This window comes from Actinomadura flavalba DSM 45200, from assembly GCF_000374305.1.
Lineage (GTDB): Bacteria > Actinomycetota > Actinomycetes > Streptosporangiales > Streptosporangiaceae > Spirillospora > Spirillospora flavalba.
The window spans coordinates 1-17413 of record NZ_KB894096.1 but is presented as its reverse complement, the minus strand read 5'-3'; the positions used below and the strand labels follow the sequence as shown (position 1 = coordinate 17413).

The window sequence follows — 17413 nt, the reverse complement described above, 5'->3', positions numbered from 1 at the left end:
AGAAAGATCGATTTTTCGGCAACTGCAAGATCATTCCATTTCCGGGCGGTATCCCGTCAAATATTGATCCTGCTCGTGTTCCGCACCTCCCGTGGCGATCGAAGCGTCGGTGTCGGCCCTGCCGGGTGACGAAACCGACGCCTCCGAATGCGGTACGGGAGCGCAACGAGATCAGGGGCGGAGGCGTCGGCGGCCCCGGCGGGCCACGCCCCCGGTCGCTCCGAACGTGGCGCTGGTCACGCTCGGACCCCGGCCGGGGCGGCCTGGAACGTGCTCGTGCCGTCGTCCTCTCCGGTCTGACCTGCATGAGCGACTCCCGGTGGCTGTGTCGTGCGGGTCTCGGGGCGGTGATCACCGCCTCAAGGTCATGTAAGAAAAGTGCAACGGACACGCAAGAACGTCAAGAGCTGACTTTACCGAGAGTCCAACCGAACGTCGGGCCGACCTTCACAACACGCCCGGGGCGGGGCCGCGCGCCACTCCGCCCGTGCGGGAGCTTCCGTGCGGAACCCCCGGGAACGGTGGCTTGGCGGGCGCACCGGCGGGTATGGCGCACAATGTACGGTGGCCCAGCCACTTTGATCCGCGATTGGTGTGTAGTACAGACGTGCGCCTGCTGAACGGTGAGCCGCCCGCTCACGACCTCACCTACAACGACGTCTTCATGGTCCCGAACCGCTCGCCGGTCGGGTCGCGGCTGGAGGTGGACCTGTCCACCGCCGACGGCAGCGGGACCACGATCCCGCTCGTCGTGGCCAACATGACGGCCGTGTCCGGCCGCCGCATGGCCGAGACCATCGCGCGGCGCGGCGGCGTGGCCGTCATCCCGCAGGACATCCCCGCCGAGGTCGTCGCCGAGGTGATCGGCTGGGTCAAGCGCCGCGACCTGGTCGTCGACACCGCGATCCGGCTGACGCCCGGCGGCACCGTCGGCGAGGCGCTCGCCCTGCTCGGCAAGCGCGCCCACAACGCGGTGATCGTCGTGGACGGCTCGCGGCCCGTGGGCGTCGTGACCGAGTCCGACTGCCAGGGCGTCGACCGTTTCGCCCAGCTCCGCGACGTGATGTCGCGCGACGTCCTGTCGCTGCCTGCCGGGCTCGACCCGCGCGAGTCGTTCCACCGGCTGCACGAGGGCGGCCACCGGCTCGCCCCCGTCGTGGACTTCGCCGACGGCTCCCTCGTCGGCATCCTGACCCGCACCGGCGCGCTGCGCGCCACCCTGTACAAGCCCGCCGTGGACGCGACCGGGCGGCTGCGCGTCGCCGCCGCCGTCGGCGTCAACGGCGACGTGGCCGGCAAGGCCAAGGCGCTGCTGGACGCGGGCGCCGACCTGCTCGTCGTCGACACCGCGCACGGCCACCAGGAGAAGATGATCTCCGCGCTGGCGGCGGTGCGCGCCCTCGACCCGGGCGTTCCGGTCGTCGCGGGCAACGTGGTGACGGCCGAGGGCACCCGCGACCTCATCGAGGCGGGCGCCGACATCGTCAAGGTCGGGGTCGGTCCCGGCGCCATGTGCACGACGCGGATGATGACCGGCGTCGGCCGCCCGCAGTTCTCCGCCGTACTGGAGTGCGCCGCCGAGGCGCGGCGGCTCGGCCGGCACGTGTGGGCCGACGGCGGCGTCCGGCACCCCCGCGACGTCGCGCTGGCGCTGGCGGCGGGCGCGGCGAACGTCATGGTCGGCTCCTGGTTCGCGGGCACCTACGAGTCGCCCGGCGACCTCCAGCGCGCCGCCGACGGCCGCCTCTACAAGGAGAGCTTCGGCATGGCCTCGGCGCGCGCGGTCGCGCTGCGCACCGCCGACGACTCCCCCTTCGACCGGGCCCGCAAGGCGCTGTTCGAGGAGGGCATCTCCACGTCCCGCATGTTCCTGGACCCGCGGCGGCCCGGCGTGGAGGACCTGGTGGACGGCATCATCGCGGGGCTGCGCAGCTCGTGCACCTACGCGGGCGCCCGGTCGCTGGAGGAGTTCCACGAGCGCGCCGTGATCGGCGTGCAGAGTTCGTCGGGATACGCGGAGGGCATGCCACTCGCCACGAGCTGGTGAGTGCGAGAGAATGATCACGCGGGGAGGAGACCGTGCGACGGCCTGGGAAGTCCGGTTGATCCGGATTTGGTAGCCGTCGCGGCAACCGTTTCCCGGGTTTTGCGCGTCACATATGTAGGTTGGGGGCTGAATGCACCCCGCCCGGGGAATCGGAGCGTACATGTCGAAGCGATCGTTCGGCCGGGAGGCCGCCCCCGGACGCGTCCCCCGGGGCGCGGCGCCGGTTCCGGCGCCGCCCGGGCGCACCGCACGGTCGCTGCCGCATGCGCTGACGCTGACGCTGGCGTCGGCGGCCGTCTGGGGCGTGGCCCACATCTGGACCGGGCGCCGGGCCTCCGGCGGGGTCCTGCTCGCCGTCTACACGTTCCTGCTCATGATCGCCGCGACGACCGCGCTGCTCGGCGACGAGAACACCGCCGCGACGATCGCCGCCGATCCGTCGCTGATGCGCGCCCTCGTCGCGAGCCTGCTGCTGCTCGGCCTGCTGTGGGTCGCGGTGATCGTCCGGTCGTACCAGATCCTGCGGCCCGGCACGCTCGGCCCGGGCCTGCGCACGGCGGGCGTCGGCGCGGTCGCGGTGCTGTGCTTCGCGGTGGCGGTGCCGGTGGTGTGGACGGCCCACCGCACCTACCTCGCCGGCGACCTGATCAGCAGCATCTTCCAGAGCGCCGACCGCAACGGCCAGTCGATCGACGCCGACGACCCCTGGAAGGACACGCCGCGCGTCAACGTGCTGCTCATCGGCGGCGACGCGGCCGGCAACCGCGAGGGCGTCCGCACCGACAGCATGACGGTCGCCAGCGTCGACACCCGCACCGGCGACACGGTGCTGCTGAGCCTGCCCCGCAACCTGGAGCGGGTGCCGCTGCCCGCCGGGCCCGCCCGCGACCGCTTCCCGTACGGGTTCACCGGCGACGGCTACGGCACGCCGGGCCTGCTGAACGAGGTCTACCAGTTCGCCGAGGACCACCCGGACCTGGTGCCGGGCGTCCCCAAGAAGAAGCGCGGCCCCGATCTGCTCAAGCGGACGGTGTCCGGCATCCTCGGCATCCCGGTCGATCACTACATCCTGGTGGACATGTTCGGTTTCGCCGACATCATCGACGCCATGGGCGGCGTCCGGATGCGCGTGCAGGAGCCGATCCCCTACGGGCAGCGCGGCGACGTCATCCAGCCGGGCCTGCGCACGCTGGGCGGCAAGGAGGCCCTCTGGTACGGCCGCTCGCGCACCTTCAGCGACGACTACGCCCGGATGGGCCGGCAGAAGTGCCTGCTGCGCGCCATCGCCCAGCAGGCCGACCCGCAGGCGGTGCTGCTCCAGTTCGACAAGCTGGCCTCGGCGACCAAGCGCGCGGTCTCCACCGACCTGCCGCGCGAGCTGCTGCGTCCGATGATCGCCCTGTCGGGCAAGGTCCGCGAGGGCGCCACCCTGAACAGCCTCCAGTTCGTGCCGCCGCTGATCAGCACCGGCAACCCCGACTGGCGTGAGATCCGCCGGCTGACCGCCGAGGCCCTGGCGCCGCCCAAGCCCCCCACCCCGAACCGCGCGCCGCTGGCGGGCTCCCCCACCGCGCCGTCGGCGGCGGGCACCCCGGCCCCGTCCGAGTCGCCGCAGCGCGAGGAGGAGGCCGGGAAGAAGCCGGTCTCGCTGGAGTCGACCTGCCCCTCGTAACGCCGCGCGGCCCCGCGCGGCGGGGCAGAATGGACACGGATCGAGCGGGAAGGTGGGACCTGCATGCCCCAGATCGTGGGCTGTGACGCCTTCCGGGTGCGGATGCCGCGGGGGCGGCGCCGTGAGAGCGTGCTGGTGCGCGTGGTGGCGGACGACGGGAACGTCGGGTGGGGCGAGGCCGCCCCGGAGGGCGGAGGCGAGCCGGACGGGCTCGGCCCGGCCTGGTGCGACCTGGAGGAGCGGCTGGGCCCGGCGCTGGTCGGGCTGGAGTGGGAGAGCCCCGAGGACGTGGCGGGCGCGGCGCAGCTCGGCGGCCCCGCCGCCGCGGCGGCGGTGGACGTCGCCTGCTGGGACCTGTGGTGCCGGGGGCGGGGGCTGCCGCTGGCGCACGCCCTCGGCGGGACGCGCACGTCGATCGTGACGGCGGCGCGGATCGCGCCGGAACCGAACCTGGACACGCTGCCGGGCCGGGTGAACCAGGCCGTGGGCGCCGGGCACACGCGGGTGACGCTGGCGGTCCGGCCCGGCTGGGACACCGAGCCGCTGCGCGCGGTGCGGCGGGCGTTCCCGGCGCTGGCGGTCGTCGTGGACGCCGGGCACGCCTACGACGCCGACGATCCCGCGCATCTGGCGGCGCTGGAGGCCCTGGACGCCTACGAGCCGGTCGCGGTCGAGCGTCCGTTCGCCGCCGGCGACCTGGCGGCGCACGCGCGCCTGCAACGGCTGGTGGCGGCGGCCGTCGCCCCGGCCGTCGGCGACCTGGACACGCTCGCGGCGGCGGTCGAGCTGGGCGCGGGCCGCGTCCTGAACCTGCGTTTCGACCTGCTGGGCGGGCTGACGGCGGCGCGCGCCGCGCACGACCGCGCCTACGCGGCCGGGTGGGACATCTGGTGCACGGGCGTGGGCGTGTTCGGGGTGGGCCAGGCGGCGGCGGTCGCGCTCGCGTCGCTGCCGGGCTGCACGCTGCCGAGCGAGGTGACCGACCCGTCGGGCGGCCCGGTGTTCGTGTCGCCGCCGGTGCGGTCGGCGGGCGGCGTGGTGGGGGTGCCGCTGACGCAGCCGGGCCTCGGCCACGACGTCGACGAGGAACGCATCGCGCGGCTGGCGACGCGCCGGATGCGGCTGGCGGTATGACGCGGGCGCCGGTGTGGGTGGTGGCGGGGCCGCCGGGCTCGGGCAAGTCGACGGTGGCGGCGCTGCTGCTGGCGCGGCTGCGTCCGGTCCCGGCCCTGCTGGACAAGGACACCGTCTACGCGTCGTTCGTCGCGGCGACGCTGGCGGCGGCGGGCCGCGACGCGGGCGAGCGCGAGGGCCCCTGGTACGACGAGCACGTCAAGCCGCACGAGTACGCGGGGCTGACGGCGGCGGCCCGCGAGATCCGCGCGGCGGGCTGCCCGGTGCTGCTCAGCGGCCCGTTCACCACGGCGATCCACGACGCGGCCCGCTGGCACGCGTGGGAGGCCGAGCTGGGCGGCCCGCCCGTCCCCCTGGTGTGGCTGCGCACGGACGCGGCGACGCTGCGCGCCCGGCTGGAGGCACGCGGCCTGCCCCGCGACGCGGGCAAGCTCGCGGCGTTCGACGCCTTCACCGAACGCCAGCGGCCGGGCGAACCGCCGCCGGTCCCCCACCACGCCATCGACAACCGCCTAACCGCGCGGACACCGCTCACCGAGCAGATCACCGCACTCACCGAACCCCACTAGCCCCCGCCATCCCCGGAGCGAGGCCGCTCACAGGCCAGGCACCGCGCCACCGGGTTCGCGGGGCACGGCCCGCCATGCCCGCAAGCGAGCCCCATCACCCGGCGCGCTCACCGCGCCGCCGGGTTCCACGGCACGGCCGTCTCCCCCGAGCGAGCCCGCTCACCGGCCCGTCGCCGCCGCGCTCGCGGGGTGGGCCGCGCCGAGCGCACCGGGCGGCCCGTCCCGCGTGGGGGCGGGCCGCCGTGCGGGGCCGTCGGGGTCATTCGGAGGCCAGCAGGGCCTCCAGTTCGCGTACGGCGTCGCGGAGGTGGCCCGCGAAGGCGTGCATGGCGTCGGCGACCGACGCCGGGGTGCTGAGGTAGACGTTGAAGCGGTCGGGCAGCAGGACGTAGGCGACGCCGATGCACTGCGGGCTCGTGGAGCCGAACCCGAAGTACAGGACGTTGACCGAGGGCGCCGAGCTGGTGCTGAGGTAGTCGTCGCGCAGCACCGTCCAGCCCGGGGTGCGGAACAGGGCGGGTTCCTCGGTGACGCCGAGTTCGGCGCCGCGCCGCTTCTGGATGAGCTGGAGTTCCCACAGGTGCTGCTCGGGGGCGCGTCCGGCCTGGCAGTCCTTGGCGCGGGCGACGTGGGCCTCGGCGGCGGTGCGCGCGGCGGCGCGGCGGGCGGCGGCGTCGGCGGCCGGGTCGCCCATCGCGGCGACGAACGCCTGGATCTCGGGGGTGACGACGCGCATGGCCTCGGTGCGGCCGCGCCGGTACTGGCGGGTGGCGATGGACTCGTAGGTGGCGCCCAGGTGGCCCTTGGCGCGCTGGTGGGCGAGCTGGTAGGCGAGTTGCGCGAACGCGTCCGGCGAGATCTTGAGCTGCTTGGCGCGGTTCGCGCCGAAGTCCTCGAAGGAGACGGTGGTGGTGGCGGTCGCGGCGGCGTAGTCGGCGAAGGCGTGTCCGGCGTCGGTGACGTCGGCGCGCAGCGCGTCGTCGAGCGTGAACCGCACCGGCGCGGTCGGCGGGGTGCCCTGCGGGCGGGCGCCGGACGCGGCGGCGTGCGCGGCGGCGTCGGCGCCGAGGACGGCGTCCACGAAGCTGAGCACGGTGGTGCCGTCCAGCCCGCAGTGCTCGATGTTGATGCCGGCGGCGCCGTCCTCGAACACCACGAACGTGACGGCCTTGTCGAACCAGCGGTCGGCGCTGTCACCGTGCAGCAGCCGGTCGCACGCCTCCAGGTCGGTCGCGGGGGCGACGTCGTCGAGCGCGACGCAGAACAGCGCGGTCTCCACGGCGTCGAGTGCGTCGGCGTTGGCGGGGTCGAGGGCGAGCAGCGCGGCGCGGCTCGCGGCCCACTCGGCGCGGGCCTTGGTGGTGAGGTGCCCGACGGTGGTCCCCGGCGCGGCGGGGGTGGCGGCCTCCTTGAGGACGGCGCCGATCCCGGCGGCGAGGTCCCCGGGGGCGTAGGGGGCGCCGTCGGGCCCGACGACGTCCATCCGGACCAGGTTGCCGCGATGCAGCACGATGATGTGCCGGGCCTGCGAGGGGCCGGGCCACGCGTCGGTGTAGGGGACACGGACGGTGTCCTGCTCGGCGCCGGGGATGCGCGTGGCGGAGAACAGGTACTTGTTCTGCTCCATCGACAGCGCCCGGCCGCGCTGCACGACGGGCGGGACGCTCTCGTCGTCGAGGGCGAGCTTGTAGGCGACGGCGCCGGAGATGAGGGCGGCGGCGCGGTCCTCGCGGGTCAGGTCGGCGTGCTGGAACAGGAAGAAGAAGTTGGCGTTGAGCGCGATCCGGTCGCGGCGGCCCAGGTACCGGTACGGCCAGAACACGTCGAGCCAGCTCTGCACGCCGGGCGAGCCCTCGTACGCGGCGAGCGCGGCGTGCAGGGTCTCGCCGGGGCCGCCGGGGGCGAGGAACGCCTCGATCTCGGCCTCGGTGGCGGCGCGCTGCTCGGGGGTGAGCAGCGGGGCGCTCCAGGTGAGGAACCGGGTGCAGGTGTCCCGCAGGTCGGGCAGCGGGACGCGCGGCAGCGCGTCCTCGTTGCCGAAGGTGCGTGCGGACAGTTCAGGGGTCGCGGTCACGGTCGTTCCTCGGTCGGGGTAGAGGTGGTGGGATGGCGCGGGCGTGAGACGTGGAGCTGGGCGTAGAACCAGCCGTCGGTCTCATACCCGCTCGGGTCGATGCCGTCGCCGGTCATGGCGTCGAGCACCAGGTCGCGTTCCTGGTCGGTGGCGAAGCGGCGTTGCCGGACGGGCGCCCCGACGGCCTCGGTGGTGTAGCCCGCGGCGTCGAGCGTGTCGGCGATGGGGGCGAAGGAGAACATGCGCAGCACGTAGTGCGCCATCCACGGCAGCCGCCCGTCCTGGGCGGCGATGACGCGGGAGAGGGTGCGGTCGGTGACGTAGCCGAGGCAGCCGGTGGAGATGACGACGTCGGCCCCGGCGAGGCGCCGCGCCTGGTCGGGGGTGGGGTCGGCGGCCTCCAGGTCGGCGTGGACGGCCTCGTCGAGGTAGCCGGCGGCCAGCGCGTAGGCCAGGGCGTCGGCGGAGACGTCCAGCCCGGTGAAGCGGGGAGCGCCGGGGCGGCGGCGGGCGCGCAGCAGCGCGCGGTCGCGGTCCAGCAGCGTGTCGCGGGTGAGGGCGGCGGCGTCGTCGCCGGCGTACCGCTCGTACAGTTCGTCCATGGTCGCCCCGCACTTGGTGAGGGCGGCGTTGATGCCGTAGGAGCAGCCGATGTCCAGCACGCTGGAGGCGGTGGTGCCGTGGACGGCGCGGTGCTCGGCGATCAGCGTGGCGAACGCGGGCTGGGCGAGCTGCGGGATGCAGTAGCCGAGGCCGCGCAGCGTGCCGAAGTAGGCGCGCGGGTCGGGCTGGCGGTAGATGTGGTCGAGCGAGATCTTTCCGGGGGTTCCGGTCTGCACGGCCGTGGGTCCTTCCGGTTCGCGGGCGCGAGGGATCGAGGCGGGGGGTTCCTGATCTCGGGCGCCGCGCTAGTCCAGGAGACCGTCGACGCGGACGCGGCCTTCGGCGGCCAGGTGCTCGGGCAGGACGCGGCCGAAGAGCTGCCGGGTGCGGGCGACGCTGCCGATGACGCCGGGCTTCTCGCTATAGGCGAAGATCGCCGAGTGGCGGGGCCGGTCGCCGCCGACGGGGCTGACGCGGTGCAGCGAGTAGCGGCCCTGGAAGAGCTGGAGGTCGCCGGGACGCAGCGTGAGCGTCCGGACGAGGTGGTCGCCCTCGCCGGTGAGGACGGCGCGGACGTCGGCGAAGTTCTCGCCGGTGGCCGAGCGGATGCCGGGGCAGTACTCGAAGACGCCGCCGTCCTCGGGCTCCTGCGTCAGCATGGAGACGGTGAACTCGTTGGTGTCGAAGTGCCAGGGGTGCTCCATGCCGGGGTTGACGACGTTGAGGCACAGGCCCGACAGCGGGTCCGCGAGTTCGTGCATGGCGTCCAGGCCGAAGCAGTCGGCGACGAACCGCTGGAACACCTCACTGGTGTAGAGCCGCTGGATGAGCGCGGTGGCGGGGATGCGGTCGCGGGCGACGAAGGCGTTGCCGCGTTCGACGGTGAGGCGGCCGGGGTGGTCGTCGGGGAGCGGTGTCGTGATGTCGATGTTGTAGGCGTTGACGGTCTCGACGTCGTAGTGGGCCGTGGGGGCGATGGCGGCGCCCTCGCGGCGCAGCGTCTCGCGCAGCTCGGGCCGGATGAAGTCGGGCAGGACGCTGCATCCGACGTCGCGCAGGTCGGCGCGGACGCGGGCGACGGTGGCGGACCACGCGGGCCCGGCAGGGTCGTGGAGGGGGTAGCGGCCGGTGTCGACGACCTCGGCGAGGGGGCCGGTCGTGTGCGCTGCGACTGCGTTCATGGACGTCCTCTCCGCGCGGGCATGCGGCGGCCGAACGGACGGGACGCGCCCGCCGGCGTCATGCTCCTCCGCGCATCTGTGAGGCGTTCTAGCACAGCGCCCTTGGCCGCTCCGGGTCGCAGGCGCGCGGATTCTTTAGCACGGCGGTCTAAACGCGACCGTGACCTGTGCCTTTGACCGGCCTGTCGAGTGGCCCAGATCACAACCGAACAGGGTTCTGTGTTCCTTCTCACCGTGTCCCGTCACAACGGCCGACGGTCCCGTCCCCACGCGGGGAACTGGACCGCCGACCGGGGTGCTCTACCGGGATCAGTACGACTTGGGCAGCCCCAGGGAGTGCTGCGCCACGAAGTTCAGGATCATCTCGCGGCTGACCGGCGCGATCCGCATGAGCCGCACGACGCCCGCGAGCATCCCCACCCCGTACTCGGAGGTGAGGCCGTTGCCGCCGTGCGTCTGGATGGCCGTGTCGACGATGTGGATGGCGGCCTCGGCCGTCGCGTACTTGGCCATGTTCGCGGCCTCCCCCGCGCCCATGTCGTCGCCCGCGTCGTACAGGGCCGCGGCCTTCTGCTGCATGAGCCGCGCCAGCTCCAGCTCGATCTTGCCGGTGGCGAGGGGGTGCGCGATGCCCTGGTGGGCGCCGATCGGCGTCTTGAACACCTGCCGGTCCTTGGCGTAGCCGATGGCCTTGTCCAGCGCGAGACGGCCGATGCCCGCGCCCATCGCCGACGCCATGATCCGCTCGGGGTTGAGGCCGGCGAAGAGCTGGAGCAGGCCGCCGTCCTCGTCGCCGACGAGCGCGTCGTAGGGCAGCCGCACGTCGTCGAGGTGGCAGATGAACTGCCGCTCGGGCGACACGATCTCCATGTCGATCGGCGTCCAGGTGAACCCGGGGGCGTCGGTCGGGAGGATGAACAGCGAGGGCCGCAGGTTGCCCTTCTGGTCGTGGCTGCGGGCGACGAACAGCACCGCGTCGGCCTCGTCCACGCCGGAGATGAACGTCTTCTGCCCGTTCAGCATCCAGCCGTCGCCGTCGCGGCGCGCCGTGGTGGTGATGCGGTGGGCGTTGGAGCCCGCGTCCGGCTCGGTGATCGCGAACGCCATCTTGACCGAGCCGTCCGCGAACCGGGGCAGCCAGTGCTTGCGCTGCTCGTCGGTGCCGGACCGGGCGATGATCGTCGCGCAGATCGCCGGGGACACCACCATGAGCAGCAGCGGGCACCCGGCGGCGGCCAGCTCTTCGCAGACGGCCGCCAGGTCACCGATGCCGCCTCCGCCGCCGCCGTACTCCTCGGGCACGTTGACGCCGAGGTAGCCGAGCCGCCCGGCCTCCTGCCACAGCTCGTCGGTCTTCTCCCCGGCCTTGGCCTTGCGGACGTAGTAGTCCGGCCCGTACTTGGCGCCGAGTTCGGCGACGGCCGCGCGCAGCGCCTGCCGCTCCTCGGATTCGCTGTAGGTCACGCTGTGGTCCTTTCGGGGGGTCAGGATGCTTCGATCACGGCGAGGACGGCTCCGGCCTCGACCTGCTGCCCGGCGGCGACGCCGAGCTCGGCCACGGTTCCGGCGGCGGGGGCGGCGATGCGGTGCTCCATCTTCATCGCCTCCAGCACGACGAGCGTCTGGCCCTCGGCCACGGCCGCGCCCGCCTCGGTCTCGACGCGCACGACCGTGCCGGGCATCGGGGCCAGCAGCGAGCCGGGCGCGACCAGGTCGCTGGGGTCGGCGAACCGGGGCCGCAGCCGCAGCGCGACCGGGCCGAGCGGGGAGTCGACGTCGACGCGGTCGCCCGCCCGCGTCACCGTGAACGTGCGCCGCACGCCGTCCTGGGTCAGCGTGACCTCGTCCGGCGCCGCGGCGGCCACCGCGACGCCGTCGAACCCCTCGGCGGCCAGGCCGTCGCGGGTGAGGCGGTAGGCGACGTCGATCCCGGTGTCGGAGTCGGCCGTCAGGAACGTCCGGCGCTGCGGCTGCGAGGGCACGTTGCGCCAGCCGGACGGCAGCCCGCCCTGCACCGGCGCGGCGGCGCGGTTCGCGGCGGCGACCGCGAGCGCGGCGGCCAGCGCCGACAGCCGGACGGCCGCCGCGTCCGCCAGCGGCGCGGCGAGCCCGGCCAGGCCGACCTTGTCCAGGTAGCCGGTGTCGGTGTCACCCGCCAAGAACGCCGGTTCGCGCAGGATGTTGGCGAGCAGGTCGCGGTTGGTGGTGACGCCGTGGACGCGGGCGCCGGTGAGCGCGGCGCGCAGCCGCCGCGCGGCGGCGGCGCGGGTCGGCGCCCACGCGATCAGCTTGGCCAGCATCGGGTCGTAGTGGACGCCGACTTCGCCGCCGGACTCGAACCCGCTGTCCAGGCGCAGGCCGGGACCGTCGGGGCGGGCGAACGTCACGTCCACGCCCGGGACCTCGAAGGTGTGCAGCGTGCCCGTCCCGGGCCGCCAGTCCGCCGCCGGGTCCTCGGCGTACAGGCGGACCTCGATCGCGTGCCCGTCGGGCGCCGGCGCGTCGCCGTCCAGCTCCGCGCCCTCGGCGACCTCGATCTGGAGGCGGACCAGGTCCACCCCGTAGACGCACTCGGTCACCGGGTGCTCGACCTGGAGGCGCGTGTTGACCTCCAGGAAGAAGAAGCGGCCGTCGTCCGCGAGCATGAACTCGACCGTGCCCGCGCCGACGTAGCCGATCGCCTGGGCCGCGTCCAGCGCCGCCCGGCACAGCCGCTCGCGCAGCTCCGGGCCGACCGCCGGCGACGGCGCCTCCTCGACGATCTTCTGGTGGCGGCGCTGGATCGAGCACTCGCGCTCCCCGAGCGCCCAGCCGTGCCCGTGCGCGTCGCTGAGGAGCTGCACCTCGATGTGCCGGGCGTTCTCCAGCAGCGGTTCGCAGAACACGGCCGGGTCACCGAACGCCGACTCGGCCTCGCGGCGGGCCGCCGCGACCTCGTCCGGCAGATCCGCCAGGGCGCGGACCACGCGCATCCCGCGTCCCCCGCCCCCGGCGGACGCCTTCACCAGGATCGGCAGGTCGGCGTCGGTGACGGCGTCCGGGTCCAGCTCCGGCAGCACCGGCACGCCCGCGCCCGCCATCAGCTTCTTCGCCTCGATCTTCGAACCCATCGCGGCGATCGCCCGCGGCGGCGGCCCCACCCACGTCAGGCCCGCGTCCAGCACGGCCGCCGCGAACGCGGCGTTCTCCGACAGGAACCCGTACCCGGGGTGGATCGCGTCCGCCCCGGCGGCCCGCGCCGCCTCGATGATCAGGTCACCGCGCAGGTACGTCTCGCCGGGCGCGGCCCCCGGCAGCCGAACGGCCGCGTCGGCCTCGGCCACGTGCGGCGCCCCGGCGTCGGGGTCGGAGTACACCGCGACCGTCCCGATGCCGAGGTCGCGGCAGGTGCGGAAGACGCGGCGGGCGATCTCGCCCCGGTTGGCGACCAGCAGTTTCTCGATCATCAGCTCACATCCGGAAGACGCCGAAGCCGTCGGCTCCGCGTACAGGCGCGTTGTGGACGACGGACAGGCACAGGCCGAGGACCGTGCGGGTGTCGCGGGGGTCGATGACGCCGTCGTCGTAGAGCCGCCCGGACAGGAAGTAGGGCAGCGACTCGGCCTCGATCTGCGTCTCGACCATCTCACGCATCGCGCGGTCCTGCTCCTCGTCGTACACCTGGCCGCGCGCCTCGGTCGCCTGCCGCGCCACGATCGACAGCACGCCCGCGAGCTGCTGCGGCCCCATCACCGCCGACTTGGCGCTCGGCCACGTGAACAGGAACCGGGGGTCGTAGGCCCGCCCGCACATGCCGTAGTTCCCGGCCCCGTACGACGCGCCCATCACCAGCGTGATGTGCGGGACCTTGCTGTTGGACACCGCGTTGATCATCAGGGCGCCGTGCTTGATGATGCCCGACTGCTCGTACTCCTTGCCGACCATGTAGCCGGTCGTGTTGTGCAGGAACAGCAGCGGTGTGTCGGCCTGGTTCGCGAGCTGGATGAACTGCGCGGCCTTCTGCGCCTCGTCGCCGAACAGCACGCCCTGCGCGTTGGCGAGGATGCCGACCGGGTAGCCGTGCAGGCGGGCCCAGCCGGTGACCAGGCTCGTCCCGTACAGCGGCTTGAACTCGTCGAAGTCCGAGCCGTCCACGACGCGGGCGATGACCTCGCGCGGGTCGAACGGGATCTTCAGGTCCTCGGGGACGATGCCCGCCAGTTCCTCGGCGTCGTAGCGCGGCTCCACGACCGGGCCCGGCTGCGGGCCCCGCTTGCGGTGGTTGAGGCGCTTGACGATCTGGCGGCCGAGGCGCAGCGCGTCCGGCTCGTCCACCGCCATGTAGTCGGCCAGGCCCGACGTGCGGGCGTGCATCTCGGCGCCGCCCAGCTCCTCGTCGTCGGACTCCTCGCCCGTCGCCATCTTCACCAGCGGCGGCCCGCCCAGGAACACCTTCGCGCGCTCCTTGACCATGACGACGTGGTCGCACATGCCCGGGATGTACGCGCCGCCCGCCGTGGAGTTGCCGAACACCAGCGCGATCGTCGGGATGCCCGCCGCCGACAGCCGCGTCAGGTCGCGGAACATCCGCCCGCCCGGGATGAAGATCTCCTTCTGGGTGGGCAGGTCCGCGCCGCCCGACTCCACCAGGTTGATCACCGGAAGCCGGTTCTCCAGCGCGATGTCGGACGCGCGGAAGCTCTTCTTCACCGTCCACGGGTTACTGGCGCCGCCGCGCACCGTCGGGTCGTTCGCGACGATCATGCATTCGACGCCCTCGACCACCCCGATCCCGCAGATCACGCTCGCGCCGACCGGGAAGTCGCTCCCCCACGCCGCCAGCGGGCTCAGCTCCAGGAACGGCGCGTCCTCGTCGAGCAGCAGCTCGATCCGCTCCCGCGCCAGCAGCTTCCCGCGCTTGCGGTGCCGTTCGACCTTCTTCTCCCCGCCACCGGCCAGCGCCTCGGCGTGCTCCCGCTCCAGCTCACCGAGCTTGGCGAGCATCGCCGCGCGACGCTCCCCGTACTCGGGACCGGCGGTGTCCAGCGTGCTCTTCAGTGTCACAGCAGCGTCTCCGGAAGATCGACATGACGGGCGCGAAGCCACTCCCCCAGGGCCTTGCCCTGCGGATCGAAACGGGTCGACGCCGAGACGCCCTCCTGGAGCAGCCCGGTGACGACGAAGTTCAGCGCCCGCAGATGCGGCAGCGCGTAACGGGCGACGGCGTACGCCCGCGTCTCGGGCAGCAACTCCCGAAACCGCTCAACGGTGAGGTACCCGTCGAGCCATTCCCACTGAGCATCGTCCCGGGCCCAGACACCAATATTGGCGTCCCCGCCCTTGTCACCACTACGGGCCCCGGCGATACGCCCCAACGCAACCCGGACGACACAGGCGGAGCCCTCCTCGTTCTCCCCGGAGTTGTCCACAGGCTGCGGCGTCGGCCTCTCGCGGCCCCCGTGATGCGAAAGACTTGAATCAAGGGGGTCCCCAGCCAAGTTGCGGGCGCCTTGCACAGCGTGCCCCGCGTCCTGCCCGGCCATCGCAGACGGCGGTACGTCATCCTCTCCCGGCGGGAGGGCATCGCTACCGGCCGCTGTCTGCTTCACAGGCGGGCTCGTTTCGCCCTCCCCTTCGGGCAGCGGACGCGTGACGGTCGGCGGTGCGATCGGCCGCCGGGTGCCGTCCGGAAGGACCGCCACGTGCTCGACGGTCTCGTTCGGCACGAACGCCGGCTTGTACACCCCGTACGGCGCGCCCTTCCCGGGCGGCGACGTCATCGTGAAGCCCGGGTAGCCCGCCAGTGCCAGTTCCACGACCGCGCCGCTGAACGCGCGGCCGACCTTGTCGGCGTCCGGGTCGAGCACCGCGCAGCGCAGCAGCGCCGTCGCCTCGCCCTGCGTCGCCGGGTCGGGCGCCGCCGTCCCGATCGTCGTCCACTCGACCCGCGCGGGACGCCCGTCGCCGAACGCCTCCTCAAGCTGCCGCCGCGTCATCTCGGCCTTCGCCTCGACGTCCAGGCCGGTGAGCACGAACGTCATTTCGTTGCGGTGCCCGCCGAGGTGGTTGAGGCACACCTTCGTCGTCGGCGGGGGCGGCGTGCCGCGCGTGCCGCTGATCTCGACGCGGTCGGGCCCGTCCTGGCGGAGCCGGACGGTGTCGAACCGCGTCGTCACGTCCGGGCCCGCGTACGCCGGACCGCCGATCTCGTAGAGGAGCTGCGCGGTGACGGTCTCGGTCGTCACGGCGCCGCCGGTGCCGTCGTGCTTGGTGATGACGCTGGACCCGTCCGCGTGGATCTCGGCAAGCGGAAAACCCAGCGCCTTTACATTGTAGATCTCGTTGAAGTGGGCGAAGTTGCCGCCCGTCGCCTGCGCGCCGCACTCCAGCACGTGCCCCGCGACGGTGGCGCCCGCGAGCGCGTCCCAGTCGTCGCGCGCCCACCCGAAGTGGGCGGCGGCCGGCCCCACGACGAGGGACGCGTCGGTGACCCGTCCCGTCACCACGATGTCCGCGCCCGCGTTCAGGCACTCGACGATGCCCCACGCGCCCAGGTAGGCGTTGGCCGTCAGCGGAGGCCCGTAGGCACCGCCCTCCAGACCGAGATCGCCTGCGCGTGGCAGCAGATCGTCACCCTCGACGTGCGCGACCGCGACGTCCAGGCCCAGCTTCTCCGCCAGCTCGCGGAGCTTGGCCGCGAGCCCGCGCGGGTTCAGCCCGCCCGCGTTGGTGACGATCCTCGTCCCGCGCTCGACCGCCAGGCCCAGCGTCTCCTCCATCTGGCGCAGGAACGTCGTCGCGTACCCGCCGTGGGGGTCCTTCAGCTTGCTCCGGCCCAGGATCAGCATCGTCAGCTCGGCGAGGTAGTCACCGGTGAGGACGTCCAGCGGGCCGCCCTCCAGCATCTCCCGGACCGCGGAGAACCGGTCGCCGTAGAAACCCGAGGCGTTGCCGATCCGCAGCGGTTCGCTCATGGCCGCAGCCTGCCAGCCCGTCCCGAAAAAATCAATCGCGCTTGATTGTTTTTTGCCGTCGCGGTTTGGTTCACTAGAGATCGCCACCGACCCGAGGACACGATGACGACCCAGGCCGCCCCCCGCGAACCCCGGCAGGACCGCAGCCGCGCCACGCGGCAGCGCCTCCTGGAGGCCGCGATCGACTGCCTGGCGTCCGTCGGCTGGACGGGCACGACCGTGACGGTCGTCGCCGAACGCGCCGGCGTCTCACGCGGCGCCGCGCAGCATCACTTCCCCACCCGCGAGGAGCTGGTCACGGCCGCCGTCGAGTACGGCAGCGAGGTCCGCATGACCCGCATGCGCGACCACCTCGACGCCCTCGCCGACCAGCGCCCCACCGTCCGCGACGTGGTCATGCAGCTCGGCGAGATGTTCGCGAGCCCCCTCTTCCGCGCCGCCCTCCAGCTCTGGGTCGCCGCCAGCTCCGACGACCAGCTCCGCGCCCAGGTCCTCCCCCTGGAGGCCCGGGTGGGTCGCGAAGCCCACCGCCTGACCGTAGAAGCCCTGGGCGCCGACGAGTCCGTCCCCGGCGTCCGCGAAGCCGTCCAGGCCACCCTCGACCTGGTCCGCGGCCTCGGCCTCGCCGACCTCCTGACCGACGACGCCCCCCGCCGCACCAACCTCCTCACCCACTGGGCGACCACCCTCGAATCCATCCTCCGCCCACGCCCATGAAACGACACATCAGCCCGAATGCCCGGCGACGACCTTCTCGCCGCCGGTGTTCATGACGTCGTCGGTGCGGCCGGAGATCGTGAGGACGCCGCCGGTGAGGGCTTGGCCGCAGAACGACAGAACATCGTGGGCGAAGGCAACAGGCGGCAAGGCCAATAAGGAAGAAACCCCAAAAATGCGGAAGGCCCCACCCGTCACGGGTGGGGCCTTCCTAAAGTAAGTCCGGCGGCGTCCTACTCTCCCACACAGTCTCCCATGCAGTACCATCGGCGCTGAAAGGCTTAACTTCCGGGTTCGGGATGGGACCGGGTGTTTCCCTTTCGCCAAAACCACCGAACGTCTCACCCCCAACCCCTGTCCCAGACCACCGAAGCAGTCCGCCCAGGGGCGGGAAATCCTCGTTCGAGCATCAGGCTCGATATTCACTTAACCCACACCCCCCACACCAGACCGACGAAGCCGG

General features: G+C 73.2%; 13 protein-coding genes and 1 rRNA gene. 5 read left to right on the top strand and 9 right to left on the bottom strand.

Features of this window, described 5'->3' with window-relative positions; genetic code table 11:
• The first annotated feature begins 607 nt into the window (after nt 1-607).
• The 4 genes from C229_RS0116080 to C229_RS0116065 all read left to right on the top strand — a co-directional run bounded on the left by C229_RS0116080 (nt 608) and on the right by C229_RS0116065 (nt 5422).
• Nucleotides 608-2047, top strand: a complete 1440-nt coding sequence (locus C229_RS0116080; RefSeq protein WP_018656107.1) for a GuaB1 family IMP dehydrogenase-related protein — start codon at nt 608-610, stop codon at nt 2045-2047.
• 160 nt (nt 2048-2207) lie between these two features.
• Nucleotides 2208-3719, top strand: coding sequence for an LCP family protein (locus C229_RS0116075; protein ID WP_018656106.1), 1512 nt, complete (start codon nt 2208-2210; stop codon nt 3717-3719).
• 63 nt (nt 3720-3782) lie between these two features.
• Nucleotides 3783-4853, top strand: coding sequence for an enolase C-terminal domain-like protein (locus C229_RS0116070; protein ID WP_018656105.1), 1071 nt, complete (start codon nt 3783-3785; stop codon nt 4851-4853).
• Nucleotides 4850-5422: a P-loop nucleotide/nucleoside kinase family protein gene (locus C229_RS0116065; RefSeq protein WP_018656104.1), complete on the top strand. Its 573-nt coding sequence runs from the start codon at nt 4850-4852 to the stop codon at nt 5420-5422. The genes C229_RS0116070 and C229_RS0116065 overlap by 4 nt, the downstream gene beginning before the upstream one ends.
• 259 nt (nt 5423-5681) lie before the next feature.
• Here C229_RS0116065 and C229_RS0116060 read toward each other — a convergent pair whose 3' ends face one another.
• From C229_RS0116060 to C229_RS0116030, 7 genes are all read right to left on the bottom strand, one after another.
• Nucleotides 5682-7496, bottom strand: coding sequence for a choline/carnitine O-acyltransferase (locus C229_RS0116060; protein ID WP_018656103.1), 1815 nt, complete (start codon nt 7494-7496; stop codon nt 5682-5684).
• Nucleotides 7493-8335 carry a hypothetical protein gene (locus tag C229_RS0116055; RefSeq protein WP_018656102.1) on the bottom strand — a complete coding sequence of 281 codons (843 nt, stop codon included), beginning with the start codon at nt 8333-8335 and terminating at the stop codon, nt 7493-7495. The genes C229_RS0116060 and C229_RS0116055 overlap by 4 nt, the downstream gene beginning before the upstream one ends.
• Before the next feature lie 69 nt (nt 8336-8404).
• Nucleotides 8405-9280, bottom strand: a complete 876-nt coding sequence (locus C229_RS0116050; RefSeq protein ID WP_018656101.1) for a HalD/BesD family halogenase — start codon at nt 9278-9280, stop codon at nt 8405-8407.
• Between the two features lie 309 nt (nt 9281-9589).
• Complete coding sequence (locus tag C229_RS0116045) at nt 9590-10744, bottom strand: acyl-CoA dehydrogenase family protein (protein WP_018656100.1); 1155 nt, start codon at nt 10742-10744, stop codon at nt 9590-9592.
• Nucleotides 10745-10764: 20 nt separating this feature from the next.
• A complete protein-coding gene (locus C229_RS0116040; protein WP_018656099.1) occupies nt 10765-12726 on the bottom strand; it encodes an acetyl/propionyl/methylcrotonyl-CoA carboxylase subunit alpha in 1962 nt (653 codons plus the stop codon).
• A 4-nt stretch (nt 12727-12730) separates the two neighbouring features.
• The gene (locus C229_RS0116035; protein ID WP_240487333.1) at nt 12731-14263 is read right to left on the bottom strand and encodes an acyl-CoA carboxylase subunit beta; all 1533 of its coding nucleotides are present in this window, start codon (nt 14261-14263) and stop codon (nt 12731-12733) included.
• Nucleotides 14264-14319: 56 nt separating this feature from the next.
• Nucleotides 14320-16233, bottom strand: a complete 1914-nt coding sequence (locus C229_RS0116030) for an acyclic terpene utilization AtuA family protein (protein WP_018656097.1) — start codon at nt 16231-16233, stop codon at nt 14320-14322.
• A 102-nt stretch (nt 16234-16335) separates the two neighbouring features.
• Between C229_RS0116030 and C229_RS0116025 the strand changes: the two genes are divergently transcribed.
• On the top strand, nt 16336-16950 hold the full coding sequence (locus C229_RS0116025) for a TetR/AcrR family transcriptional regulator (RefSeq protein ID WP_018656096.1): 615 nt from the start codon (nt 16336-16338) through the stop codon (nt 16948-16950).
• A gap of 9 nt (nt 16951-16959) precedes the next feature.
• On the opposite strand, the gene C229_RS0116020 is transcribed toward C229_RS0116025, so the two are convergent.
• Both C229_RS0116020 and rrf read right to left on the bottom strand, forming a co-directional pair.
• Nucleotides 16960-17100, bottom strand: coding sequence for a hypothetical protein (locus tag C229_RS0116020; RefSeq protein WP_155884880.1), 141 nt, complete (start codon nt 17098-17100; stop codon nt 16960-16962).
• A gap of 70 nt (nt 17101-17170) precedes the next feature.
• A 5S ribosomal RNA gene (gene rrf, locus C229_RS0116015) occupies nt 17171-17287 on the bottom strand.
• Nucleotides 17288-17413: the final 126 nt, after the last annotated feature.

What these genes read in the sequence shown, in the direction of transcription:
- C229_RS0116075 (WP_018656106.1), top strand. Translation starts at nt 2,208, where the DNA reads ATGTCGAAGCGATCGTTCGGCCGGGAGGCCGCCCCCGGACGCGTCCCC.
- C229_RS0116070 (WP_018656105.1), top strand. Translation starts at nt 3,783, where the DNA reads ATGCCCCAGATCGTGGGCTGTGACGCCTTCCGGGTGCGGATGCCGCGG.
- C229_RS0116065 (WP_018656104.1), top strand. Translation starts at nt 4,850, where the DNA reads ATGACGCGGGCGCCGGTGTGGGTGGTGGCGGGGCCGCCGGGCTCGGGC.
- C229_RS0116050 (WP_018656101.1), bottom strand. Translation starts at nt 9,280, where the DNA reads ATGAACGCAGTCGCAGCGCACACGACCGGCCCCCTCGCCGAGGTCGTC.
- C229_RS0116040 (WP_018656099.1), bottom strand. Translation starts at nt 12,726, where the DNA reads ATGATCGAGAAACTGCTGGTCGCCAACCGGGGCGAGATCGCCCGCCGC.
- C229_RS0116035 (WP_240487333.1), bottom strand. Translation starts at nt 14,263, where the DNA reads ATGCTCGCCAAGCTCGGTGAGCTGGAGCGGGAGCACGCCGAGGCGCTG.
- C229_RS0116030 (WP_018656097.1), bottom strand. Translation starts at nt 16,233, where the DNA reads ATGAGCGAACCGCTGCGGATCGGCAACGCCTCGGGTTTCTACGGCGAC.
- C229_RS0116025 (WP_018656096.1), top strand. Translation starts at nt 16,336, where the DNA reads ATGACGACCCAGGCCGCCCCCCGCGAACCCCGGCAGGACCGCAGCCGC.